Source organism: Bacillus sp. B1-WWTP-T-0.5-Post-4 (assembly GCF_009183795.1).
Taxonomy (GTDB): Bacteria; Bacillota; Bacilli; order Bacillales; family Bacillaceae_G; genus Bacillus_A; species Bacillus_A cereus.
Map to the genome: position 1 here is coordinate 917,227 of NZ_WEIJ01000002.1, position 23,788 is coordinate 941,014.

Below are 23,788 nucleotides of genomic sequence, written 5' to 3' on the forward strand. Positions count from 1 at the left end.
GCCTCTATAGCGCGTTGTGGTCTCTCCAAATCTCCTACCGAATTATTAACTTGTCACCATTATAACACTGTTTATGATTATTTGAAAGCTTTTGTTGCTTCAATTGCTTTTTTCCATCCAGCATATAGCTCTTCGCTTGTTTTCGCTTCCATCGTTGGCTCAAAGCGTTTGTCCATATGCCACTGTTCTTTAATTTCATCTTGGTTTTTCCAATATCCAACCGCAAGACCAGCTAAGTATGCTGCACCTAAAGCTGTTGTTTCATTGATCACCGGACGCTCTACAGGAACATCTAAAATATCACTTTGGAACTTCATTAAGAAGTTATTTTTAACTGCTCCGCCATCAACGCGTAATGTTTTCAGTTCAATGCCTGAATCTGCTTCCATTGCGCATAATACATCTTTCGTTTGGTAAGCTAAAGATTCTAGCGTTGCACGAATGAAGTGCTCTTTCGTCGTACCGCGTGTTACACCAAACATAGCGCCGCGTACTTCACTATCCCAATAAGGTGTTCCTAGTCCAACGAATGCTGGTACAACGTATACACCGTCAGTTGATTCAACGCGATTTGCGTACACTTCACTCTCACTTGCATCTTTAAACATGCGCATTCCGTCACGTAACCATTGAATTGCAGAACCTGCTACGAAAATACTTCCTTCTAATGCGTAGTTTACTTTACCATCTATTCCCCATGCAATTGTTGTTAATAGGCCGTGCTCAGAAGCTACTGCTTTTTCACCAGTGTTCATTAACATGAAACAACCAGTTCCGTAAGTATTTTTCGCCATACCTTCACCGAAACAAGCTTGTCCAAATAATGCTGCTTGTTGGTCACCAGCTACACCTGCAATCGGTACATTTTGGCCGAAGAAGTGATAATCAATTGTTTCTCCGTAAATTTCAGATGATGGACGCACTTCTGGAAGCATGCTCTTTGGTACTGTTAACATTTCTAGAAGCTCATCATCCCACTGTAAGTCGTGAATGTTAAACATTAACGTACGTGATGCGTTTGAGTAATCTGTTACGTGTGCTTTACCACCAGATAGTTTCCATACAAGCCACGAATCAATTGTTCCGAATAATAGATCGCCGTTTTCTGCTTTCTCTCTTGCACCTTCAACGTTATCTAAAATCCATTTTACTTTCGTACCAGAGAAGTATGCATCAATTAAAAGACCTGTTTTTTCGCGAACCATTTCGCTATAACCTTTTTCTTTTAACTCATCACAAATTTCAGCTGTTTGGCGAGATTGCCATACGATTGCGTTGTAAATTGGTTTACTAGTTGTTTTATCCCATACAACCGTTGTTTCACGTTGGTTCGTAATACCGATACCAGCGATTTGTTCTGGTTTTACATCCGCTTCGCTTAAGCAAGTTGCGATAACTGCTAAAATAGATCCCCAAATTTCTTGTGCATTATGCTCTACCCAGCCCGGCTTTGGAAAATGTTGTGTAAACTCTTTTTGAGCTGAATGAACAATTTCACCTTTTTTATTGAAAAGAATTGCGCGTGAGCTTGTTGTTCCTTGGTCTAATGAAAGAATATATTTTTTCATATCGGTTTCCCCCTTATGCTACTTTTCTACTATTTGTATTGCTTCCGCTTTTTTTACTTGTCATATAAGAGATTGCTAGTACAATCACAGTTGCGATAATCACATAAATAAGTGCTGAATTTTGTTTTCCCTCAAATACAACTTGATGGAATAAACCTGCAAGTGATCCACCTAAAATTGGACCAACTACTGGAATCCATGCATACTTCCAGTTTGAACCGCCTTTTCCTGCAATCGGAAGGAAGAAGTGTGCGATACGCGGACCTAAATCACGAGCCGGGTTAATTGCGTATCCTGTTGTTCCACCTAATGATAAACCAATACTTACGATTAAGAAACCTACGATAAATGGATTTAATCCATCTGCAAATTTATTTGCACCAATTGCTAATATACCAAATACTAAAACGAATGTTCCAATCATTTCACTTAAAAGGTTTGCAAATGTGTTCGGAATTGCTGGACCTGTTGCAAATACACCTAACTTTGTTCCTGGATCTTCTGTTTCTTTCCAGTGTGGTAAGTAATGTAAATATACGATAACTGCCCCGATAATTGCCCCAATCATTTGTGCTACGATATAACCTGGTACGTCACTCCATGGGAACGCTCCCTTAAATGCTAATCCTATCGTTAAAGCTGGATTCAAATGTGCCCCACTAATTGATCCAACCGCATACGCTGCAACCGCTACTGCTAAGCCCCAGCCCATTGTAATAACAATCCAACCTGAATCTTTCGCAAACGATTTCTTTAAACTTACACCAGCACAAACGCCGCCACCAAGTACGATTAACAACGCAGTCCCTATTAACTCTCCTAAAAATGCTGACATAGTATCCCTCCACAATCAATTTAAACGCTTTCAAATGTGATAGAGGTAAAATGAATGGCCATTCGTTTTTGTCAAAAGAAAAAGACCCACAGCTTGCACGCTTCTATATAAATTTATATAGAAACAATGAAATGTGGATCTCTACTTTTCTCCGTCACGTTTATTAACTTGTCTATAATGTTAACCGTAAATGAAAGCGGTGTCAACGAAAAAATTCACATTTTCGTCACTTTTTTTGGTAATGTTTCCATAATTCGCGTTTTGATGTCGTAATTGCTGTCGCACCAGCGTTTAAAGCTCTTTCCACATCTTCTACAGTACGAATAAAACCACCTGCTAAAATCGGTACACCAGTACGCTCTTTCACTTCAGCGATAACATCCGTTAATGCTCCAGGAAGTACCTCAATATAATCCGGTTTCGTCTTATCTAAAAGATTGCAGCTCTTCTCCATCGCACTCGAATCGATTAAAAAGATGCGTTGTATTGCCACAACACCTTTTTGCTTCGCCTTCATAATAACGCTCGCCTTTGTTGAAAGTAACCCGTACGGTCTAAACTCCTGACATAAATATTCCGTCGCATGCCCATCACTCTGCAAACCATGAATTAGATCCACATGTAAAAACACCTTTTTACAATATTGCTTCGCAAGCGATATAACACTCTTCAATTGGCCGACATGAATATCTAAAATAACGATATATTCATACGAACTATGTAATAGCTTTTCCAAATCTTTAATTTGCCTCACTGCCGGCAAAATTTTCTGTTCATGAAATTCCATTCTATACGTCCCCTTCTTTATGTCATCCTATCCTTTATAGTACACAATTTAAGTGAAAAGAACAGCTAGTGTCGGGGATTTCTTTCAAATCTTTCTCTTATCTATATATTTTCTTCAACTTATCAGAACCTATACCACCTATAATCATGAATACAAGGGGCAAAAGATTCATTACATATGGCGCATCTGCTACAATTGTAATACTTGCTCCAGCAAACTTATTTAGCATCCATACAACGATTTTTGCAATAAATAAAAATACTCCTATTATAAATAGACTATCCAAAAACACCTTCCATTTTGGATACGCCAATTGCTTACTATCTTCAATTACTTTCTGCGTCAATTCTTCATCACTCCTTAGCAGTTCATCAATTGTAATACCGAACAGATCACTTAAATGAATAATAATTTCAATGCTCGGATAGTTCTTTCCCGTCTCCCATTTCGAAACAGATTGCCTACTCACATGAAGTTTTTCAGCCAAATCATTTTGCGACCAATTTCTTTTTTCCCTTTCTTCTTTTAAACGCTCACTAAAAATCATACTGTGTTTATCACCTCTCTATGTCCATTATGTTCAAATAAATGATGAAGAGTAAAGCTAGTTATCGTTGCATTTCCTGCGCAACTTATGCGTTACAGCTTATAATGGCGCTATTTTATATGTATCTTCCCTATACTATGCTCCAATAATAATTTCCCGAACAATAATACAAGGGACGGATACTAATAAAGTGAAACTTTAATCAGCCCTCACCAATCGGACTTTTACGGACAGCCCGCCCCCCCCCACCTAACTTCTTTACTTCAGCTGAATTTTGAGGTGGGGGTCTTACTACCCGGCAAATAGCGGGATAAAGACTAGATTAGGCATAAAAAATACGCCATCCCTTCTTATCAGTCTCCAGAAAGAATAACGCAATTTTTCATTTTTACTCATCACTTTTCGGACTATATGAAAACCCCGGATATTTCACAACAGGCCACTTCTCCTTACGCAGAGAATCCATTACTTGCGGGCCAACATGTATATTACTCTCCACTATTTCTTTAGGAGTCAGTGCCATCCATTGATTTAACGATACATCTTCAAAACGATTGCTTCTGAACATCTCTAAAAACCATAATGTTTCGGTACCTGTATTTTGAATATAATGCCCCGTCGCAAACGGTACATATCCGACATCGCCAGCTCTATAATCAAATGTACGAGCGGTACCATTTCCAAGAAACACAGTCATTCTCGCTTCCCCCGTCAAATAATATTGCCATTCATCATTATTCGGGTGCCAATGAAGTTCTCTCATTCCGCCAGGCTCAACCTCAACGAGCGCTGCTGCGATTGTTTTGGAAATAGGGAAATTTGTGGAATCTACAATTCGAACGCTACCACCAGGCGTCTTAATCGGCTTTTGTTTTAACAATTCATGTTTAAATGTTAAAGGAACTTCTCCTTTCGGTGATTGAACTTCCTGACTTTCAAGGGAACCTGGCACCTCTCCTTGATAAATATAAACTTGATCTGAAGGGATAGAACGAAAAGCACTCTCAGGTACTCCAAAATTAGCCGACAACACCTCTTTTGGCGTATGCGCAAACCAATCAGAAATAGCTAAAGTAGATAAATCAGAAAAATGTCCATCATCGAAAACGAGTAGAAATTCACAATGTTCCAATCCTTGAATGGAATGCGGAATACCAGGCGGAAAATACCAAAGATCACCTGGTCCAACATCAGCAATAAGATTCCGTCCATTTTGATCAACAGCCGTTATGCGTGCCCGTCCTAAAAGCATATACGCCCATTCCGCTTCTTTATGCCAATGTAGTTCTCGTACTCCACCGGCCGTTAAACTCATATTTACTCCTGCAATCGTCGTCGAAACCGGTAGTTCTCGAACAGTAATCTCCCGAGACCACCCGCCTTGTTTCAAAATCATAGAAGTGTCCGAGAATGAAAACTTCAAGTTAGGAACTAACCCTGCATCCGTTATAGGCGGAACAAGCATATTCGGATTTTGAATATCCCGCATAACATTACGAGGTCCAGAATCAATCGCACCTGCTCCGTCGCTGCGGATTGGTTGTGGCACATTCCTTCCTGCTTCATTAACAGTACGTTTCTTCATGATTACACTCCTTTTTCATCCGGTTATGAAGTAAAAAGCCTCCATCATAGTGTATGAATTGGGCTTTAGATGGTTACAGTTACTATGGAGTTACATCATCTGCCTATCATTATCGTTTTGTTCATTTCTCAACTTATACTAGTATGCTTAGCGCTTAGGAAGACAAAAAAATAAACTAGAACTAACAAAAAACCCTGTAAAATTTATTACAGAGTTTTTCACCAATTATTTATTGTTTTACATATCGAATACGAACATTATCGTCCATTTGATAAATTTGTAATGTGTTTCCATAACTAATTCCTAACTCTTCACTTGCACCAACTGCACTTACAAATACCCCTTTAAATACTTTATTCTTAGTTGGTTTTACTACCAATACTCTTCGCTGCTTCTTCAAACAGTTTTGAACCTTCTTGTGCTTTACTTAATGATTGATGCATTTTACTCTCGTCTTCTTGGTCCAATGCATCAAAAAGAAGTTGAAAACAATCCGCATATAGTTCCATCGACTGCTTTATCTTCGCCTGTTCTCCCTGTAACTCAGGGGGTGCTTGTAAATTCTTCAGTTTCTTCGTTGTTGCCTTTGCTCCACCTAAACTTAGTTGTACTTCACTTTTCTTTTGTTTGTATGATTTTACGTCTGAATTTGCTATTCCTTCAATTAATTTCATTGTATCTTCAATTTGAGTAGCACTGTTTATGATATCTGCCTTATACCTTTCAACATCAGAATCAGTTACCTTACCAGTTGAAGAATTAGAAGAGGAACTTTGTTGACTACTTGATGAACTACTGTTTGTACCTTCACCTTTCGCTACAGATAAGCTATCTTCTTTCTTGCTATCAGTTGACTTACTCTCTTTTTCAGAAGCCTTATTCTCTTTCTCTACCTGTTGTGTTTCTTCTTTCTTTGGTTCATCAGCTTTCTTACCATCCGTTTCAATTGTAATACAACCGCTCAATAACATAACTGGTAATGCTAAACTTACTAATTTCTTTGCTTTCATGATTACTAATACCCCTTTATTTGTAAAATGTAGTGCAAACAAGTTAATATACTTAACTAATAAATTTCCCCCGAGTAATTTATCAAAATTTACTATCCATATACTTCCTGTATATTCATAATCTTTCCATATATATCATTTTACAAATAATTACATATTTGGTCAAAGGGATTTATGTAGTTCTTAAAAGGAAATTTTAATCGCAAAGAAAAGAAGCTAACAATAAATTGTTAACTTCTCAGCTTAAGGAAAAAATAGTATCTTTCCTTATCTTCTAATATCTAGGTTGTGATTGAATATTTGTAAGATGAACATCGTACATATCAATGATTTCAAGAAATCTATCAGCTTCACGGAAAACATGGTCTGCCAATAATGGATGAATGATGCTCTTTATTTTACATTGCTCAATTAAATCACGTGCTGTTTTCTTAAAATCCCGAAGAGATGCAACTGACACGCGATTTTGATCTAAAAATTGATCTAAAAGAGGAGCTGTTTGGGATTGTGGTTTCATAGATTCTAAGTCAATTGCTTGATACATCAATTCATCAAAATCATTGCTAAAATTCCGTGCTGTATCTACAAGCTTTCTTTCTGATGGATCAAGAAGATGGCCAATAAATTTAGCATGGTCTGCCATAATCCTTAAAAAGAAAACATTTTCTTTAATAATAGCATCAGGAAGAGCATCTAATTTACCTTCATTTAATTGTATTAAACGTTTTCTAAAATAATCAGCTTCCCTACTTGTATGGTCAACTAAAAGTGGAAAGTTATTTTGTCCTGGCAATTTACATGTGAGAATTAATCCTAAAATTTTTCGTTTAAATCCCCAAATATTAGTTGCGGCTTGTTGTACTTCTGCATTAAACCTTTTGATTTGCTCAGGATCTGTTTCATTTGTATAGGAATGCGCTATTTGTTCAATATGTTCAAACAACCGATAAAATTGATTCGCCTCTTCAATTAATTGAGTATCCTCACATCTAAATCCCAATCGAAGAAAAAAAGAATGCTCCTTCATGATTCTAGACCAAAAACGAATTTCATTTAATGAACGCTCAACAAACATTACAGACGTAACGCCTGTATCAGGATGTAATGAAGTTTCATCCCTATGCATTGTTAATCCCCCCCAGTAAAATCCCCGCTAGTTCCATTCTTATGAGGAAAAATATATATAAATGCCATCAATAAAAGTTTATGATGACTCTCTTATACATGTAAAATTAAACTAATATAACCTTAGCTTGATGAACATATACTGCTCCCCCAGAAGAAAAAAGCTACCACCTAGATGTAAAATCCTACTAGGTGGTAGCCTTTCAAAATTTCTATTAAAGCAATACCGAATCTTTATCACTATCCTGATTACGTTTCTCGCGCTCTTCTTCTAAGCGCTTCATATACACTTCGCCTTCTTTTTCGATAAACTCATTATCCATATCTTGCTCTTTTTTCGAAGTATATAAAACCATGTAGCCACTTAGTACAATCCCGACAATTACAAGATAAACCCACCATGGTAAAGTTTCCAAATCACTTCATTCCTTTCCTTAGACAAGCCTTATTAGTTTCACTTTATGAGGAAAGAAGTGGATTTATGCTTAAAATTTTTATTGTGGATGCTTCGCGAAAAATGCTTGTACATATTCCATAAACTCAATTGGTTCTTGACGAAACGGTGCGTGGTATCCTTTTTCAATAATGTGGAACGTGCTATTCGCAAATAGCTCATGATACAGTTCACCATTTTTCCAAGAAACACTTTTATCGTGTCGTCCCCATATAATTAAAGTCGGTACCTTAATTTTATCAGCTTCCATCGCAATGCGGCGCTCTCTCATTTTCGTAAGCTGATCATAATGCTCTTTATCATCACGACTATTTTTCACTTCACTTTTATTATACTTCGCAATCTCAGTTACAGTTTGTAAGTCCGTCGATAGCGGTGGTACTTCATAACTTTCTTTTTGCTGGAAAGACTCTATCCCTGTAGAATCCGCCAAGATGAGATGCGTCACTGCATCCGGATATAAATACGCTAAATTAAGGGACATCTCTCCGCCCATTGAATGGCCGAGCACCGCAAACTGATCGTATCCGAGCTTCTTCATTAACTTATAATATAAATTCACTTGCGCAGGAAACGAATACTGAAAATCAACTGGCTTAGAAGAACGCCCAAACCCTAAAATATCAACCGCAATAATCGTATGGTCTCGCACTAGTTCCGGATAAATATCACTAAACCCATCAGAAGAACCACCAAACCCATGCAACATGAGTAACGGGGGTTTCCCCTCACCAATTTGCTTAAAATAAATCGTCTGCCCGTCAATTTGCGCCATACTCTCTTTCGTATTCAGCTTCATCATAACAGTATCTTTCACTTCGCCAACCTTCGCAATCGGCTTCTCAACGAAGTTACAAACAATTAACAAAACGAGCACAATACCGCTAATCATATAAAACTTAAACCTTTTCAAAGTTCCCGTCTCCTTTCTCTTGTTGCTATTTAAAAGTTTTTACATTTTTTGGTTATTTTATGTTCTTTTTTTAATTGTAACTTAGACAGTTACAATTATACTAAAAAAATATAACTCATTTCTGTCACTAATGGTTATTCTGTAACCATTATAGTTACATATTTAAAGTAAGTCAATTCTTTTCTCTACATGACCTGAAAATAGAAAAAGGGACTTCATGTTGAAGTCCCTTTCTTTGTTATTATAGTTGGCTTACTCCGCCGTCGCCTTTATTATCTGCTGGTGCTCCGCCTGTGTCACCAATGTTAACGTAGTCTGGTCTTGCTGGTGCTCCTCCTGTGTCTCCTATATTAACGTAGTCTGGTCTTGCTGGTGCTCCTCCTGTGTCTCCTATATTTACAGCTTGATTTGTAAAAGAACTATTGAACCCAATTGATAATACCCCTACTAATGCAGTCCCAACAATAGCCAAACGAAATTTCTTCATTATTTTAACGCTCCCTTTTCCAATATATTTTTTTGAGCCTTATTATTCATATAAAAATATTTACTTGCCTTAACATGATCATCAAATTCATAAAATTTCAGTGCTAAAATTTCAGTGTATTCTTGAATACAATCCCATAATCTTTCTCTCTCAAAATAAGAAAGTCCTTCTAAAATTACATCTTCAATAATTGATACTGAAGATTTTCCATTGAGTTCTTTCAAAATTTTAAACCGATGTTGAAATTCTTTTTCTCCTAAATCAACACAAATATTTAAACCTTTTTCAACAATTGGATTCGCTAAATTATATTGTCCTAATTTGTAATGTTCATGTGCTTCTACAAACAAGGCTTTAAAGTGTTCTGGGTAATTTTTGGTCACCTCAGATATATGACGAATCGCTAATTCTGAAAGATTTTGACTAGCATAAAGCCAAGCTAAATTATGCCGAACCATTAGCATATATTTTTTTTGATCTGCTTTTTGCAATACTTCCATAGCAGAATTAAAGTTTTCTTCCGCTAATTCATAGTGATCTATGTCTACACAACATAGTCCAAAAGCATTTTCACATAATCCTACTTTTATTTCATAGCCTGGATATTGTAAAAATGCTGCTTTTGCCCTATTCAAGTAATCTATTGCATGAACTTGGTCATATTTTTGATAATAGAAATTCCCCATCCGATAATTAAACTCCGCATGTTCTATCGGATCGGCAATATATTTCAATAACTTCTCAGCTTGCTCATACTGTTCTTTCGCTTCGTTATAATTTGAAATTAATGTGCAATGAAACCCTTTAAAGAAGTGATAATAATAAGCTAAAAAGCCCTCTATTGGAATTTCGAAAGATTCCACTTTATCAAAACTATCTTCTCTAACTGAAATCCAATCAACCAATGCATCATATCTAAAATTCAACAACGCATGATAAAGCAATACATCCTGATCTACGTCCAACCCACTAATCTTACTTTCAATCCCCTCTTTCATTTCCGTAGCTTTCTCTATATTTTGCTGTAACATTACACGATACCAATCATCTAAAGAATGTTTCATTTGCTCCCGCGTTACTACATCTGCTCCCATACACTCGCATCTCCTTTTCTCAAACTTACAAAATTAGTATTTTTATACAATTATCAAAATTGTATATTACCACTCCTTTTCTATGTATTGAAAAATAATTATCAGAAAATTTAATATTTTGATTAATTATACCAAAGTTTTCCTTTTAAATAACTTGAGAAACAATTGTCAGAAAACTTGCTAGGATAAATAAAAAAGCAAGCAATTCCAGCACTCCGCTAAAACTACTTGCTCTCCTACTTACTATCTCTATTTTTACTCTTTAATAAATTCCTTCGTACTTCTCACTGTATCAATCGGACGAACTAATTTTTCGATTTCTTCACGTTTTGGCTCTAGGAATGGAGGTAAAGATAATTTTTCGCCAAGTGTTTCGTATGGCTCATCTCCCATAAATCCTGGGCCATCTGTTGCAAATTCAAATAAAATTTGTGGTGCAACTCTTGCATATAATGATTCAAAGAAATGACGGTCTACATAACCAGATGAAGGAAGTCCAACGCTACTGATTCTCTCAATCCATTCTTCTAATACAGCGCGATCTTCTACGCGGAATGCAGCATGGTGCACTGTACCAAAACCTTGTTGTGCTTCAGGAAGAACTGTATTATGTTCTACGATGACAGAGGCACCGTTTCCGCCTTTGTTCACTTCAAATAAATAGAATTCTCCTTCTTGCGCAATCTCTTTAAATAATAAAACTTTTTCTAACACTTCTTTAAAGAAGCTAAAGTTTGCGATACGAATGAATACAGGTCCTAAACCAGTAATTGCGTATTCTAATGGTACTGGTCCGTTTTGCCATGGTGTACCTGATTCGATTCCTTTATCAAGTTCATCTGAGATTAATTGATAGTGTTGATCATCAAAGTCAACGAAAGAAAGAGTTTTCTTACCAAATTGCTCTTTAATTCCTGTATGTTCTACTTCAAGACGGTCAAAACGTTTCACCCAATACTCTAATGCTGCATCAGTCGGAACGCGGAATGAAGTTTTTGAAATTTCATTCGTACCGTGTACTCCTTTTGGAATACCTGGGAAGTCAAAGAATGTCATATCTGTTCCTGCACTACCTTTATCATCTGCAAAGAATAAATGATACGTTTGAATGTCATCTTGGTTTACTGTTTTCTTAACTAAACGCATTCCTAAAACGTGAGTGAAGAACTCATAGTTTTTTTCTGCACTACTTGTAATCGCTGTAACGTGGTGAATTCCTTTTAATTGGTTCATTTTATATTCCTCCAATGGGGTTTCATTTATATGTTAAAGTTGTATATTTTCTTCTATTACTTCTCTTCAATCGGTGCTAAATTCGCTTCAATTTCTGCACGCTGATCTTCTAGGAATGGTGGTAAATCAATTTTTTCTCCTAAATGTTCCACATCTCCATCAACTGTAAATCCTGGGCCATCTGTTGCAATTTCAAATAGGATTCCGTTTGATTCGCGGAAATATAAGCTTTTAAAATAAAAACGGTCGATGATTCCTGAGGACTGGAAGCCTCTTTGTATCACCTGTTCTTCCCAATAAGCAAGCTCTGCATCGTTTTTCACGCGAATTGCTAAATGGTGAATGCTGCCTCGGCCCGGCTTTTCAGTAGGACCATCTAAATATTTCACAACGATTTCTCCAAAAGCCTCTCCTTTAATGGACTGGAAAATTGCTTCTTGATCATTTCGGCTAACCTCTGTATAACCGAATATCTCTGTAAGTGTACTCGCCATTTTATCAAGTCTACGCACTGTCAGTTCTACAGAACCCATTCCTTGAATTTGATGCTTTGCAGGAACTTCTGATTTCTCCCAAGTTTCCCAGTGCTCCACTTTTTCCCCGTTTGAAACGAGTAGTACTAAGCGAAGACCTTCAGCATCCTCAAATTGCAAAGCAGGACGATTTGCATATGTTGTCATTTCACTATGTTTCACATCAAATTTTTCAAAGCGTTCTTTCCAGTAATGCAAGCTATCCTCTGAAGGAACAAGTAATCCAATTCGAGTAATCGCATTCGTACCGCGATATGTCCTTCCTACTAATGGAATTTCAAAAAATGATAATTCCGTACCTGGACTTCCTGTTTTATCTCCATAAAATAAGTGGTACATTGACGGATCATCTTGGTTTACTGTCATTTTCACACGACGTAAGCCAAGCACGTTTTTATAAAAGTGATTATTTTCATTTGCATTTTTCGTAACCATTGAAATGTGATGATGCCCTTTAATTTCATACATTGGTTATTCCTCCGTTTCGTTTTACTAGTCAAGTGACAACTAAAAAAATAACATTTCCCACAACTAATATGGTTTTTAGCTTTTCAATTTATTCTTAATTATGTTTTTGTAAATTCATCTTAGTTTTTACTGTATAAGTTACTTTGTTTTTAATCGAAAACAACTGAGTGTATGTTTTTCATATGACTCAATCGCTTTCGTTACTATCACTTTACACCTCAAGTGATTAAAAAGCAAGTGATTTATCTCAAATTCGAGATATTTTTTGTATCATATTATTTACTTCCTATAAAAACAGCCTCACTAAGCATATTAAAACTTAATGAGGCCACTTTATTCACACTTTTAATTATGGAACGACGGCTTATAGAACGAACGATTATCAAGTGCGAAGACACGCTCAGTGTATTCGCCTGGTTTTGTGCGTCCTAATGCGCGGTCCATCATGTTCATTTTTGCATCTAAGTTATCGATGTAGTGCAGAATTTCTGCTTCTTTTACTAATGGTGGTTTTGGGCTACCCCATTCTGCTTTTCCGTGATGAGAAAGGACGATGTGTTGAAGAATTAATACTTCTTCTGCATCGATTTGCAATTCGTCTGCCGCTTTACCAATTTCGTTCACCATAATAGAAATGTGGCCTAGTAAATTTCCTTCTAACGTATACGTTGTAGAAATTGGGCCAGATAGTTCGATTACTTTACCAAGGTCATGTAAAATAACGCCTGCATATAGTAAGTCTTTATCTAACGATGGGTATAGATTTGAGATAGCTTTCGCTAAATCAAGCATTGATACGACGTGATAAGCTAGTCCAGATACGAACTCGTGATGGTTCTTTGTCGCTGCTGGATAGTCTAAAAATTCGTTTTGATGCTTATTTAATAAATGTCTTGTTAGACGTTGAATGTTCGGGTTTCTCATTTCAAATATGTATTGCGTAATTTTCTCAACCATATCTTCTTTTTTCACTGGTGCTTTTTCTACGAAGTCTGAGATGTCTGTTACTTCATTTTCATTCGCAACACGGATTTGTTTCACACGTAATTGAATACGTCCTTTGTAGTTTAAAATATCTCCAGCTACTTTCACGATTGTTTCCGCTACATATTGTTTCTCAACTTCTGGTGATACGTCCCATAATTTTGCTTCAATATCTCCACTTGGATCTTGTAAGATTACTGTTAAAAATGGCTTTCCATTGCTTGCGATACCTTTTGTCGCTGTTTTAATTAACAAGAAAATATCGACTTGTTCACCAACTTCATACTCTGCAATTTTCTTTTTCATTCGAATTCCTCCACCAAATCAGTTACTTTTAGTATAGCACACTACAACTCATTTTCTTTACGCATATGTGTTAATTTTATAATCTGTTTTTCTGTAAAATACGCGAGTAAATGCGCATGACATGTAAAGAATATGACTTGTCTATCCTTTGCAATTTCCTTTATAAGTTCAATCGTTCGATTCGTCCTTACCGCGTCAAAGTGCACGAAACTATCATCAATAATAAATGGATAATCATGCTCAAATGTTTTTGCTAGTGCAAATCTCAGCGATAAATATAACTGCTCCGCTGTCGCTTGGCTTAGTTCATGACTGTAAAAACGCATACCATCGTTACGCTCTACAATAAACGGCTCTGACTCTGACGGTGAAAAGATTTTACTATATCGTCCGCCTGTTAAATAGACGAAATACTCTTCTGACTTTTGTAAAATACGAGGAAGATGTACTTCATGATAATATTGCTTCGTTTTCGTTAACACCGTTTTTGCGGCCGCATAAGCAGCCCACTTCTTCACTTGTTCACGCACTTGCGCTTTTTTCATTTCCCATTCATGCATTAAATCACCGTACGTACTACCTTCTTCTAAATTCGCAATTTCCATACGATGTTTCGCAATACGCTCTGTCAGTTCTTTCTCTTGCGCCAGACAGTTTTGCACGACTGTCATTTCTCTCTTTAATTTCTCTTCATAACCGTCAGCTTCATAATGTTCAGCTAATGATAAACTCGTTAAACGCTGTTCTAACAGATCAATTTGCGGCAATAAACGCCCCACTTGTTTCTCTGCATCTTCACGTTTTTCCGCCAGTTTACCTGCTTCTAAAAACATCTCTTCATCTGTAGACGCTGCAATATGCCATAAACCATCTCGTTCTATTAGTAATTGCTTTAATTGTTCTTGCATAAACTCATATTCTTCTTGCCATTCCGCCAGTTTTTCTTTTAACTGCTTACAAGTTTGGCGCTTCTCTTTCTCATTTTGCATACGGCTTTGTGCCTCGTGTAGCTTACTATACTCCGCACTACCGATAACAGTTTCTAGTTTATGTTCAAATTGCGAAATCATTTCATATAATGAAGATTTTCGCGTACCTTGCTTCTCTAACTCCCGATATAATTGCTGCATTTTTTCAATACGCTCAAACGCCGGCAATATGTGTGCATACGTATAAAATTCAGGAAACATATAGCGCGTTTTATATGCATCGACTTGTTCTCCCGCCTGGAACGTTTCTCTCTCCCATTCCTCATACGATGAAACGACTTTATCATACGCTCGCTCCAACTGCTGTAACTTATAAGACTCACGCTCAAATAATTTACGTATCTCTTCATCTTTTTCTAACTGATAGCGTACAGACATCGCTTCTTCACTTTGTCTCCCGCCGGCACTTTGCTGAAGTGTAAGGAGCTCTTCTTGTAATCCACTTGATGGATCTTTATATAAAACAAGGGCGAGAACAATCCCTACAAATACGATGACACTAATAAATAAGAGCGGGCGATTGTCTATCAATAAGCTTGTGAATAAAATGCCTGTATTAATAAGGAGTAACAGAAGACAAACTCTTTGCCACTGCTTTTTCTTTTGCTTAGCTGCTCCTGCTTTCTCTTCATACTTGCGCTTCATTCTCTCTGCGCCCATACCGATAAACGCCGCATCTTGGAACGATTTCTCTTTCTCAACTAACACATTTCTCTCTTCATCCACTAACATTTGTTTCTTAATCTGTCTTATATTTTCTTCTTGTTCTTCTAATTGCTCTTGCGCTACTTTAAAACGATCATCAAGCTGTGCTTTTTGCGTTTCTAATTCGCGCGCCTTTTGCACTGTTTGCGTAATTAACTCTTTCGTTGCCAAACTCATATCAAATGAAAGAACTGTTTCCTTTTCAAAAGTAGTACCAATTTGTTGTTCTAGTTCTGCGATTTCTTCTTTTATATTCGTAATATTCCCGCTCATATCACGCATTTCTTGGCGTGCATTTTCGTAAGACATATGCTGCATACGAAGTTCTTCTACATAACTTTCTTTTTGTAAAAACTCTTCATCTATTTGAATCGAAGCAATTTCCGATTGCACTGTCTCAATTTTCTTGTGGAGCGAATCAACTTGTAATTGAAGCGGCTCCATTTTCGCCTTAATTGCTTCATAACGCGCCATTCCGTTTACAGGAAACTGCCCGCTCTCGTTCTCTAACACTTTCTCATGCGCACGTTTTTCAATAACGAGTGGCTCAAGCGCTGCTAATATTTCATAATCTTGCTTTCGCTTTTCTGCACTCTCTTTTTCCCCGCGAACAGAAGCAAGCTTCTCTTCACTTTCTTTTAACTGCTCTACTTGTTTTTCATACGTGCCAATTTTTCCTTGCCACTCTTTCATCTTCTCTTCAAGTTTCTTCATCTCTTGCAATGACACGTTAATTTCTGGTTTACGACCACTCGGCTTGAAGCGCTGGTCCATTTCTTTTTCTAGCTTTTTATCTAACTGCAATAGCGCATCACTTCCGACTGCACTTGCCGAAAATAAATAATTGCCAATATCCGCTTCGCCTAGCTGATGAATATTTTGAAGACCATGCATATCAAATGAAAAGACAGATTCAAATAAACTTTCATTCATCCCGCTTAATATATCGTTTAAAATTTCTTCTCCGCCCGTTTTCCCGTCTTCAAAATAAACGGTCACCTCGCCAGCTGCCGTCTTTGGCAATCGCTCAATTTTCAAACGACCGTACTGCCCTGTTTGCACAGTCATCGCGCCGCCATACTTCCCGCCTTCTTTCGGCTCATAACGGCGCTGTCCTCTCGTCGGAAAACCGAATAAAATACTTTTCATAAATGAGCGAATTGTCGATTTCCCCGCTTCATTTTCACCATATAACACCGTCAGCAAGGAAAGATCCATTTCCACATTTTCTAATTTTCCGTACCCATAAATATGGAGTTTTTCAATTCTCATTTTTTATCCCTCTCTTGCTGGAATAATTGCTCTAAAATAATATTTTCTGCTTCCTTTTGAATCTCTTTCTTCTCTTCTTCTGTAAAAGATTCAATACTATTACGCGCTACAGGAGATGTCCAAATAGTGCGCAATACTCCGTCCATATTGCTGAAAGCTTCTAACTCCTTTAGCACACTACCTACGAAATGATTTTCCGCTTTCAAACGTTCGATTTCCGCAAAAGAAACCGTCTCATTTTTCCACTTCATCGCATATACAAAATCTTTTCGCTCTTCGCCAGATGCTAAAATGTGAAAAATCTCTTCCACGCGCTTTTCGTCACGCAAATAAGGTGAAAGTGGACCTTGTCCTGTGAATACGACAGTTAATAGCGTACCTTCCTCTTCTCTTCGGCATTCATTCATCGCAGTAGATAGGCTCGTCATAAGTTCATCAACAGTTTCAAGTCTATCAATACAAACTTCGATTTCATCCCATACAACATCTGCCGTATGGAAAAATGAACACTGCGTTCCTTGTTTCGTAAGTTCAATAAGGTACGCACCCTTCTCGCCTGTTTCCTTACGATGACGACCTTGTATGTTCCCTGGATAAATAATGCATGGTTCTTCTGATAAAATTTCACGTTTATGTATATGGCCAAGAGCCCAATAATCAAACTGTTTTTCTTTCAACTCACGAATTTGAAACGGTGCATAGCGATTATGCTCTGCATCTCCTTCCACACTTCCGTGAAGCATGCCAATATGAAAAGGCGCATCACTCATTTTCGTATACTGCGCTGTCATATTATCCGTTACCGCTTGCTGCAAATAACTAAAACCATAAATAGAAGCTAATAGCTCACCATTTTTATAAAATGATTTCTCTTCTACATAAGGCTCAGTAAATACATGAACATTTTCCGGAAACTCAATTGCTGCCCAGCTTCCTCCTAAATGATCATGGTTACCGTGAATAATAAAAACAGGGATATCGTACTGCGAAAGTCTCTTCATTTGCTCACGCACAAACACTTGCGCCCTCAAACTTCTCGTCTCCGCATCATACAAATCCCCAGCTAGTAATACGAAATCAACGCGCTCTTGAATTGCTTTATCAACAATACGCTCAAATGATTCAAACGTACTTTGCTTCATTCTCTCCCAAACAGACTGCGCAACATTCATCTCCATCCCTTTAAACGGACTATCCAAATGCAAATCAGCCGCATGTATAAACTTTACTTGTTTCACAAATAACGATCCTTCCTATCTTTCAAAAGTTTCATTTTATCAAAATTAAAATCGCTGAAAACTAATAATCATCGAGAATAAAAATATTCTCGATGATTAAAGTTTCATTCTATTTTACCACGCAATGTCATATATTTCTTTGCATATTGTAGCATTTTATGTCAAAATAATTATAAGATTCTGATTTTAATTATTGGAGGGAATTTTCATGGGAGTATACGTTCTAACAGTCTTTGAAAAAGATGGTTCAAAAGCATTAGACGAATCATTCGAGGCGGCAACTGAAAAAGAAGCAAAAGCAAAAGGTGAATCTATCTTACAAGAAAAAGGATTGTATGAAAAAACACATCGCTGTACATCTACTGCAGGTAAGCTCGTTTTATTCCAGCGCTAAAAAAAGAAGCGTCATCCGCTTCTTTTTCACTCTACTATATCTTCGTCACACCACGTAAACACCACATCTAGAATGCGATTACCGATACGTACGCGTTTATTCCATTTACCTGTTTGGATCTGATGTTGCAATTCAGCTTTCATCTTTTCCGTCCAGTCGTGAATCGTTTCACTACCGTCGTACGGATATACGCTCGGAAACTCTTTCTGCAGTAGATGCAAGCTCTCTGCATCAAAATGAAAATGGAAGAAGTAGTTTGCTGTAAGCGATGGTTCTTGCAATCGTAAAAAATGATCATCAATTTGCTTTCTATTTCGATAGAAAGTAAAGATATTCACTTTACCGCTAGTAATTTGGTCAATTTGAATTTCGTGCTTCTCTATAATCACGTCTTGTCCACCTCGTTGTATACTATCTTTAGTATATATGTCTTTTGCAACAAAGTTAACCATTTTCGCGCGAAATTCATTTCCTTCATTATAATTCCTGTACCTCCATATGCAATCAGGATAAATAAAAACAAAGTTGAAGGGGAGCGATCACATGTATTTCGGAAGCAAAGGTTGGTATGTAAAAGAACTTAAAAAATTAGGTATCCGTACTTATGAAGGTAAAAAACTAGAATCTTATCGTACGCATGTGTTGTCTAGTTTACTTGAGAGAATGAAGAGAGCTTCGGCTTAATAGAAAAGTAAAAAATGAAGTGAACACGAATAGTGGTATATGATAAAAAACACCTCCTAAATTCGCATACTAAGTATGCAAATTCAATGGAGGTGTTTTTATCAGTTTTCATAAAAGATTTTTTGCTTCCGCTGGAACGGATACGTTTTAATCTCAGCTGTATCTAAATCTTCATTGAATAAATGAATGGCTATAATTTGTCTACAATCGTAAGTATGGTAATAATATGTTCCAGACTCCATACACATTGCACTTGTATAGATCGTATTATCTAATATACCGTCTTCTGTTATTACTGCCCCCTTAGGAACCTCACAGTTTGATAAAATATGAAAAATAGCCGATATCCCCTCTTCTTCGTTCTCTATACTTTGAATGTTTTGTTTGCCATATGCTGCCCGTACAAATCTTGATGGCGGGGTGAAATCTCCAGGAAGCCCCATCGTTCCTGAACCTTGGCCAAAAGCACTTAATGGTACATCTCCCCACTCCGTTGGCGCAAATGGCTGCGATTTAAGACCAATATATTGTCTTAAATTTTGTAAATGCCAATTAAACTCGGGACTATTAGTCATCACTCCTATTGGATTGTCATACACTTTTATTCCATCAGCTGTCGGCTCAAGTACAATACACGCTCCCGATTTATCTGCTAAAATCCAATGTAGCGGTGGCGTAATTCCTAAAACTGGTAATGGCACATCTATAAAGGCAATGTTATCAATAGATTTTCTTACCTCTTCAACAGAATTGAACTGCGTGAGGCTCCAAGTCACAAAATCAAATGGCGCTACATTCGTTTTATTGCTATCTATATGATTACTATAAGTAGCGAATCCTGGGAAATAGAGAGTTGCACATGTCATACCAGTTTCATTTACTCCGTCCGCCATCATGACCCTTCCTCCAAAATTAATTCCCATTCCGACAACAGCCTTTTTCGCTCGGATCGTTTCACCAGTTATATTGTTCCACTGATAACGCCGAGGAATGATTATTACTTCTTGATTCATATCTAATGTGAAATCCATTGTTCTCCCAAAAAGATGCTGGAAATTTTTTGTTTGTAACGTCAAACTAGTACACATGAAGAAATCCCCCCCCATTTCATAGTTATATACACATTTTATAAAATTCTGATAAATACGTAAATTAAAATCTATTTTACTTACCATTGTACAAACCCTATTTATCATTAACAAAATAACCACCCAAACTAAAAATGCTATAATAAACCCAATGAAACTAAGGGGGCAAATTACTTTGCTTGGAACATGCATTCAATTTCATAAGTTTGGCAATCCAAAAGACGTATTACAAGTTGAATATAAAAATATAGAACCACTGAAAGATAATGAAGTTTTCGTCCGTATGCTAGTTAGACCGATTAATCCATCTGACTTAATTCCAATAACCGGAGCGTACGCTCATAGAATTCCGTTACCTAACATACCTGGTTATGAAGGTGTTGGTATTGTAGAAGATGTAGGAGCTTTTGTTTCTAGAGAGCTTATCGGTAAACGTGTGTTACCGTTACGCGGGGAAGGTACTTGGCAAGAATATGTGAAAACATCAGCTGACTTTGTAGTTCCTATTCCTGATTCCATCGATGATTTTACCGCGGCACAAATGTATATTAATCCCCTTACGGCTTGGGTTACATGTACGGAAACGCTAAACTTACAACGGAATGATGTTTTGTTAGTGAATGCTTGTGGATCCGCTATCGGGCATCTTTTTGCGCAGTTATCGCAAATTTTAAATTTCCAACTCATTGCCGTGACAAGAAATAGTAAACATACAGACGAATTACTTCAGCTTGGCGCTCATCATGTAATTGATACTTCGACTGCCCCGCTTTATGAAACCGTTATGGAATTAACGAACGGGCTCGGCGCGGATGCTGCAATTGATTCTATCGGGGGACCGGATGGAAATGAATTAGCTTTCTCCTTACGTCCCAATGGGCACTTTTTAACTATAGGACTTCTGTCAGGAATACAAGTAAACTGGGCAGAGATTGTCACGAAAGCAAAAGTGCACGCGAACATATTTCATTTACGACATTGGAATAAAGAAGTGTCACCTTATAAATGGCAAGACACGTTTCGTCATTTAATTCGCTTAGTAGAAAATGAGCAATTACGTTTTATGAAAGTCCATTCTACGTATGAATTAGCGGATGTGAAAGCGGCAGTTGATGTTGTACAGTCCGCTGAGAAAACGAAAGGGAAAGTTTTTTTAACGAATTATTAAATTGAGTACATTCAACTATCAATCCATTTAGTAGCATAGAATTTTAAGTAGCTTATGTAATTTAATTAAAAAAGCGAAAGGAGATTCTAACATGTGGTTACTCAAAGCAATTGCGCCTGTTGTAATAGCCGGAGGAATTGTAGTATATGTGATTGGTAGCCTTAAACATAAATATAACAACGGTAACTTAGGTAAGAAAAAATCAAAAAACGCTCAAATTTTATTAGACAGTTTAATACCTATGGGAATGCTTGTTGGCTGTATAATCGGTTTAATTTTCGGCATGTTTTTCCCAGATTATTCACTTCTTGCAGTGAGTTTAGGATCTGGAATCGGCTATTTATTGGGGTTTTTCGCCTATGAAATTTATAGCAAGACAGGAAACAACCTCTCATAATCCAAAAAGAATAAGCGGAACAGTACATAGTAGTCATATACAATATGTACTGTCCTTTATTTTTGTATCAACACTATCACCTTACCTTTCGCCTACTATACACCTTTTTGATTGATTTTCCTCTCCTCCACCTTTTGCATATCCGCTTTTTTATTTTCATTGGATCTATATCCAAAGTAAAGTAGCGCACATGTAATAATAGAACCTACAATGTATCCTAAAAAACATCCTAACCAAAACATAGTGTAACCGCCTCCATTCATAATAAATTTTATGTAATATAACTCTTTACATACTCCATCGTTTATTTCTATTAACTATACACTTTCTAAAATTATTCATACCACTAATTCTCTTCGTACCTCAAATAGCAATTTTATTATTTGTCATAAAGTTAACACCTTCTTCAAATACAAAAAATTCCATTTACTTGCTTTTTCTCAAGAAATAATATACTACATTTGAAATAAGCGAGCGAGTACGTCGGCTCTTCTCTATTTTAACTTTAGTCATGAACAAAAGAAAAATAAAAAACCCCCTCAAAGCATAAACTTCAAGGGGTGAGCCTGTTTTTTATTTACTTATATACGTACAGCTGTACCACTTACAGCAACCATTAACATTCCATCACGAACTACTTCGTAATCTACGTCAACACCAACGATAGCGTTCGCACCTTTTTGTTTTGCAAGTTCTTTCATTTCGTCCATTGCGATATCACGAGCTTCTTTTAGCTTACTTTCATAAGAACCAGCACGACCACCGACAACATCACGAACAGAAGCGAATAAATCGCGGACAATATTTGCACCCATAATAGCTTCACCATTTACAATATCGATATACTCAATAATTTCTTTACCTTGAATTCCAGACGTTGTTGTTACAATCATGACTGACACTCTCCTAATAAGTTGTAGTTTTAATTAGCTTTCTTATGTCTTTATTATGACATGGAACAAACAACTAATCTATTGAATTACCTTACAGGAATGTGACAGTTTTGTAAGAATGAAACGCGCATTATGTTTCATTTTAATAAAGCGCTTTAAAATTAGGATACATAAACGACTCTTTATTTTCTTTCCAGTCCTTTTCTACTTCTTTGAAAGTTGGTCGTCCTAATTTTTCATTGTTCTCATGTTTACGAAACCATTTCTTCACATACTGGTCTCCATTTTTATTTTGAACTGTGCAAAGGAAACTATTACTACTATCCTTTAATATTTTTACAATCACGAATAGACACCTCTTCCCTTTTAAATAACAGAATAGAACTTGATCTTTTACTATAAGCCCTTCCTCTCTTATAGTCATACGACTCCTCGGCCGCGCCAAAGTTGTAAGATCAAAAAATGATATTCACTTTGTTTACATTTTATTTAAAGAAATCAGAGTTATAGGCATTATGCTTATCAAATATTTTATAGATTTCTAACTTATCATCTAATTTTGCATCTACTAAAATTAATATATTGCCATCGTAAATATATTCTTCATACTTTTTAGCATGTTCTTCTGGAATTCCTAACCCTATAAATGCTCCTATTAAACTTCCAGCTCCTCCGCCAATACCGGCTCCTCCAATAGCTGCTGCGATCGGTCCTGCTGCTACGATTGGACCCATTCCAGAAACGGCAAGTATACCAAGACCTGTTAATAAACCACCGAGTCCGCCTGCTACTCCTCCTGCCACAAGCCCTGTTGCTGAAAAGATATCTGCTTTATGTGCAGTTTCATGATTTACTTTTTCACCCGATTTTTCTTCAAGGTGTTCAATTTCCTTCTGATCTTTTGCAATAGCTGAAATGTTATCTGCTGAGTATCCTTTATCATTTAATTCATTAATAACGAGTGCCGCATCATCAATTGTTCTAAAAACACCTACTATTTTTCTATCTACATTCATAACTATTAACCTCCT

Annotated in this window: 27 protein-coding genes; 4 read left to right on the forward strand and 23 right to left on the reverse strand. The window is 36.9% G+C overall.

Annotation, left to right across the window (positions count from 1 at the left end; genetic code table 11):
- Positions 1–77: 77 nt before the first annotated feature.
- The 17 genes from glpK to GBN91_RS10445 form a co-directional block, all read right to left on the reverse strand.
- Positions 78–1,568 carry a glycerol kinase GlpK gene (glpK, locus tag GBN91_RS10370; protein ID WP_000760009.1) on the reverse strand — a complete coding sequence of 497 codons (1,491 nt, stop codon included), beginning with the start codon at positions 1,566–1,568 and terminating at the stop codon, positions 78–80.
- A gap of 13 nt (positions 1,569–1,581) precedes the next feature.
- Entirely contained in the window at positions 1,582–2,403 is an 822-nt protein-coding gene (gene glpF, locus GBN91_RS10375; protein ID WP_001272200.1) for a glycerol uptake facilitator protein GlpF, read from the reverse strand.
- 226 nt (positions 2,404–2,629) lie between these two features.
- Entirely contained in the window at positions 2,630–3,190 is a 561-nt protein-coding gene (gene glpP / locus GBN91_RS10380) for a glycerol uptake operon antiterminator GlpP (protein WP_000394285.1), read from the reverse strand.
- Positions 3,191–3,287: 97 nt separating this feature from the next.
- Positions 3,288–3,737 carry a helix-turn-helix domain-containing protein gene (locus GBN91_RS10385; protein ID WP_000577663.1) on the reverse strand — a complete coding sequence of 150 codons (450 nt, stop codon included), beginning with the start codon at positions 3,735–3,737 and terminating at the stop codon, positions 3,288–3,290.
- 388 nt (positions 3,738–4,125) lie between these two features.
- Positions 4,126–5,322 (reverse strand): oxalate decarboxylase family bicupin, encoded by a 1,197-nt coding sequence (locus GBN91_RS10390; RefSeq protein WP_152121444.1) that lies wholly within the window; start codon positions 5,320–5,322, stop codon positions 4,126–4,128.
- A 229-nt stretch (positions 5,323–5,551) separates the two neighbouring features.
- Positions 5,552–5,701: a hypothetical protein gene (locus GBN91_RS28820; RefSeq protein ID WP_000260576.1), complete on the reverse strand. Its 150-nt coding sequence runs from the start codon at positions 5,699–5,701 to the stop codon at positions 5,552–5,554.
- Positions 5,682–6,332: a DUF7018 domain-containing (lipo)protein gene (locus GBN91_RS10395; protein WP_086385438.1), complete on the reverse strand. Its 651-nt coding sequence runs from the start codon at positions 6,330–6,332 to the stop codon at positions 5,682–5,684. The genes GBN91_RS28820 and GBN91_RS10395 overlap by 20 nt, the downstream gene beginning before the upstream one ends.
- A 274-nt stretch (positions 6,333–6,606) precedes the next feature.
- On the reverse strand, positions 6,607–7,458 hold the full coding sequence (locus GBN91_RS10400; protein ID WP_000554479.1) for a DUF2935 domain-containing protein: 852 nt from the start codon (positions 7,456–7,458) through the stop codon (positions 6,607–6,609).
- 214 nt (positions 7,459–7,672) lie between these two features.
- Positions 7,673–7,873 carry a sporulation YhaL family protein gene (locus tag GBN91_RS10405; RefSeq protein WP_000449223.1) on the reverse strand — a complete coding sequence of 67 codons (201 nt, stop codon included), beginning with the start codon at positions 7,871–7,873 and terminating at the stop codon, positions 7,673–7,675.
- Positions 7,874–7,951: 78 nt separating this feature from the next.
- Positions 7,952–8,824, reverse strand: a complete 873-nt coding sequence (locus tag GBN91_RS10410; RefSeq protein WP_152121445.1) for an alpha/beta fold hydrolase — start codon at positions 8,822–8,824, stop codon at positions 7,952–7,954.
- A 241-nt stretch (positions 8,825–9,065) separates the two neighbouring features.
- On the reverse strand, positions 9,066–9,311 hold the full coding sequence (locus GBN91_RS10415) for a Phr family secreted Rap phosphatase inhibitor (protein ID WP_000714516.1): 246 nt from the start codon (positions 9,309–9,311) through the stop codon (positions 9,066–9,068).
- Positions 9,311–10,405, reverse strand: coding sequence for a response regulator aspartate phosphatase (locus GBN91_RS10420; RefSeq protein WP_152121446.1), 1,095 nt, complete (start codon positions 10,403–10,405; stop codon positions 9,311–9,313). The genes GBN91_RS10415 and GBN91_RS10420 overlap by 1 nt, the downstream gene beginning before the upstream one ends.
- 255 nt (positions 10,406–10,660) lie before the next feature.
- Positions 10,661–11,638, reverse strand: a complete 978-nt coding sequence (locus tag GBN91_RS10425) for a ring-cleaving dioxygenase (protein ID WP_152121447.1) — start codon at positions 11,636–11,638, stop codon at positions 10,661–10,663.
- Between the two features lie 56 nt (positions 11,639–11,694).
- Positions 11,695–12,639 (reverse strand): ring-cleaving dioxygenase, encoded by a 945-nt coding sequence (locus tag GBN91_RS10430; protein WP_152121448.1) that lies wholly within the window; start codon positions 12,637–12,639, stop codon positions 11,695–11,697.
- Positions 12,640–12,984: 345 nt separating this feature from the next.
- Entirely contained in the window at positions 12,985–13,929 is a 945-nt protein-coding gene (gene yhaM / locus GBN91_RS10435; protein WP_000726638.1) for a 3'-5' exoribonuclease YhaM, read from the reverse strand.
- A gap of 41 nt (positions 13,930–13,970) precedes the next feature.
- The gene (locus GBN91_RS10440; protein WP_152121449.1) at positions 13,971–16,895 is read right to left on the reverse strand and encodes an ATP-binding protein; all 2,925 of its coding nucleotides are present in this window, start codon (positions 16,893–16,895) and stop codon (positions 13,971–13,973) included.
- Positions 16,892–18,133 carry a metallophosphoesterase family protein gene (locus tag GBN91_RS10445; RefSeq protein ID WP_061113541.1) on the reverse strand — a complete coding sequence of 414 codons (1,242 nt, stop codon included), beginning with the start codon at positions 18,131–18,133 and terminating at the stop codon, positions 16,892–16,894. Before GBN91_RS10445 ends, GBN91_RS10440 begins: the two co-directional genes overlap by 4 nt.
- Before the next feature lie 208 nt (positions 18,134–18,341).
- Here GBN91_RS10445 and GBN91_RS10450 point away from each other — a divergent pair, with 208 nt between their 5' ends.
- Positions 18,342–18,527 carry a YhzD family protein gene (locus GBN91_RS10450; protein ID WP_000539552.1) on the forward strand — a complete coding sequence of 62 codons (186 nt, stop codon included), beginning with the start codon at positions 18,342–18,344 and terminating at the stop codon, positions 18,525–18,527.
- A 26-nt stretch (positions 18,528–18,553) separates the two neighbouring features.
- On the opposite strand, the gene GBN91_RS10455 is transcribed toward GBN91_RS10450, so the two are convergent.
- Positions 18,554–18,916: a hypothetical protein gene (locus GBN91_RS10455; RefSeq protein ID WP_000582785.1), complete on the reverse strand. Its 363-nt coding sequence runs from the start codon at positions 18,914–18,916 to the stop codon at positions 18,554–18,556.
- A gap of 154 nt (positions 18,917–19,070) precedes the next feature.
- On the opposite strand from GBN91_RS10455, the gene GBN91_RS10460 reads away from it, so the two are divergent.
- Positions 19,071–19,211 carry a YflJ family protein gene (locus GBN91_RS10460; protein WP_000273537.1) on the forward strand — a complete coding sequence of 47 codons (141 nt, stop codon included), beginning with the start codon at positions 19,071–19,073 and terminating at the stop codon, positions 19,209–19,211.
- Between the two features lie 101 nt (positions 19,212–19,312).
- Here the strand turns inward: GBN91_RS10460 and bsh are convergent, their stop codons facing one another.
- On the reverse strand, positions 19,313–20,299 hold the full coding sequence (gene bsh / locus GBN91_RS10465) for a choloylglycine hydrolase (protein ID WP_086412382.1): 987 nt from the start codon (positions 20,297–20,299) through the stop codon (positions 19,313–19,315).
- A gap of 175 nt (positions 20,300–20,474) precedes the next feature.
- Between bsh and GBN91_RS10470 the strand changes: the two genes are divergently transcribed.
- Both GBN91_RS10470 and GBN91_RS10475 read left to right on the forward strand, forming a co-directional pair.
- Positions 20,475–21,467: a zinc-dependent alcohol dehydrogenase family protein gene (locus GBN91_RS10470; RefSeq protein ID WP_152121450.1), complete on the forward strand. Its 993-nt coding sequence runs from the start codon at positions 20,475–20,477 to the stop codon at positions 21,465–21,467.
- Between the two features lie 91 nt (positions 21,468–21,558).
- Positions 21,559–21,864, forward strand: coding sequence for a hypothetical protein (locus GBN91_RS10475; protein WP_086412380.1), 306 nt, complete (start codon positions 21,559–21,561; stop codon positions 21,862–21,864).
- A gap of 95 nt (positions 21,865–21,959) precedes the next feature.
- On the opposite strand, the gene GBN91_RS28825 is transcribed toward GBN91_RS10475, so the two are convergent.
- The 4 genes from GBN91_RS28825 to GBN91_RS10490 all read right to left on the reverse strand — a co-directional run bounded on the left by GBN91_RS28825 (position 21,960) and on the right by GBN91_RS10490 (position 23,773).
- Positions 21,960–22,106: a hypothetical protein gene (locus tag GBN91_RS28825; protein WP_016122040.1), complete on the reverse strand. Its 147-nt coding sequence runs from the start codon at positions 22,104–22,106 to the stop codon at positions 21,960–21,962.
- A 339-nt stretch (positions 22,107–22,445) separates the two neighbouring features.
- Entirely contained in the window at positions 22,446–22,757 is a 312-nt protein-coding gene (locus GBN91_RS10480) for a YbjQ family protein (protein WP_000637511.1), read from the reverse strand.
- A 142-nt stretch (positions 22,758–22,899) separates the two neighbouring features.
- Positions 22,900–23,103, reverse strand: coding sequence for a DUF4028 family protein (locus tag GBN91_RS10485; RefSeq protein WP_004403363.1), 204 nt, complete (start codon positions 23,101–23,103; stop codon positions 22,900–22,902).
- Positions 23,104–23,242: 139 nt separating this feature from the next.
- The gene (locus tag GBN91_RS10490; protein WP_001100088.1) at positions 23,243–23,773 is read right to left on the reverse strand and encodes a general stress protein; all 531 of its coding nucleotides are present in this window, start codon (positions 23,771–23,773) and stop codon (positions 23,243–23,245) included.
- Between the last annotated feature and the right edge of the window lie 15 nt (positions 23,774–23,788).

Coding starts and splice junctions, on each gene's coding strand:
- glpP (WP_000394285.1), bottom strand. CDS start 3,190: ATGGAATTTCATGAACAGAAAATTTTGCCGGCAGTGAGGCAAATTAAA.
- GBN91_RS10490 (WP_001100088.1), bottom strand. CDS start 23,773: ATGAATGTAGATAGAAAAATAGTAGGTGTTTTTAGAACAATTGATGAT.
- GBN91_RS10425 (WP_152121447.1), bottom strand. CDS start 11,638: ATGAACCAATTAAAAGGAATTCACCACGTTACAGCGATTACAAGTAGT.
- GBN91_RS10450 (WP_000539552.1), top strand. CDS start 18,342: ATGGGAGTATACGTTCTAACAGTCTTTGAAAAAGATGGTTCAAAAGCA.
- glpK (WP_000760009.1), bottom strand. CDS start 1,568: ATGAAAAAATATATTCTTTCATTAGACCAAGGAACAACAAGCTCACGC.
- GBN91_RS10460 (WP_000273537.1), top strand. CDS start 19,071: ATGTATTTCGGAAGCAAAGGTTGGTATGTAAAAGAACTTAAAAAATTA.
- GBN91_RS10480 (WP_000637511.1), bottom strand. CDS start 22,757: ATGATTGTAACAACAACGTCTGGAATTCAAGGTAAAGAAATTATTGAG.
- GBN91_RS28825 (WP_016122040.1), bottom strand. CDS start 22,106: ATGTTTTGGTTAGGATGTTTTTTAGGATACATTGTAGGTTCTATTATT.
- GBN91_RS10475 (WP_086412380.1), top strand. CDS start 21,559: ATGTGGTTACTCAAAGCAATTGCGCCTGTTGTAATAGCCGGAGGAATT.
- GBN91_RS10430 (WP_152121448.1), bottom strand. CDS start 12,639: ATGTATGAAATTAAAGGGCATCATCACATTTCAATGGTTACGAAAAAT.
- glpF (WP_001272200.1), bottom strand. CDS start 2,403: ATGTCAGCATTTTTAGGAGAGTTAATAGGGACTGCGTTGTTAATCGTA.
- GBN91_RS10440 (WP_152121449.1), bottom strand. CDS start 16,895: ATGAGAATTGAAAAACTCCATATTTATGGGTACGGAAAATTAGAAAAT.
- GBN91_RS10420 (WP_152121446.1), bottom strand. CDS start 10,405: ATGGGAGCAGATGTAGTAACGCGGGAGCAAATGAAACATTCTTTAGAT.
- GBN91_RS10385 (WP_000577663.1), bottom strand. CDS start 3,737: ATGATTTTTAGTGAGCGTTTAAAAGAAGAAAGGGAAAAAAGAAATTGG.
- bsh (WP_086412382.1), bottom strand. CDS start 20,299: ATGTGTACTAGTTTGACGTTACAAACAAAAAATTTCCAGCATCTTTTT.
- GBN91_RS10400 (WP_000554479.1), bottom strand. CDS start 7,458: ATGCATAGGGATGAAACTTCATTACATCCTGATACAGGCGTTACGTCT.
- GBN91_RS10415 (WP_000714516.1), bottom strand. CDS start 9,311: ATGAAGAAATTTCGTTTGGCTATTGTTGGGACTGCATTAGTAGGGGTA.
- yhaM (WP_000726638.1), bottom strand. CDS start 13,929: ATGAAAAAGAAAATTGCAGAGTATGAAGTTGGTGAACAAGTCGATATT.
- GBN91_RS10395 (WP_086385438.1), bottom strand. CDS start 6,332: ATGAAAGCAAAGAAATTAGTAAGTTTAGCATTACCAGTTATGTTATTG.
- GBN91_RS10390 (WP_152121444.1), bottom strand. CDS start 5,322: ATGAAGAAACGTACTGTTAATGAAGCAGGAAGGAATGTGCCACAACCA.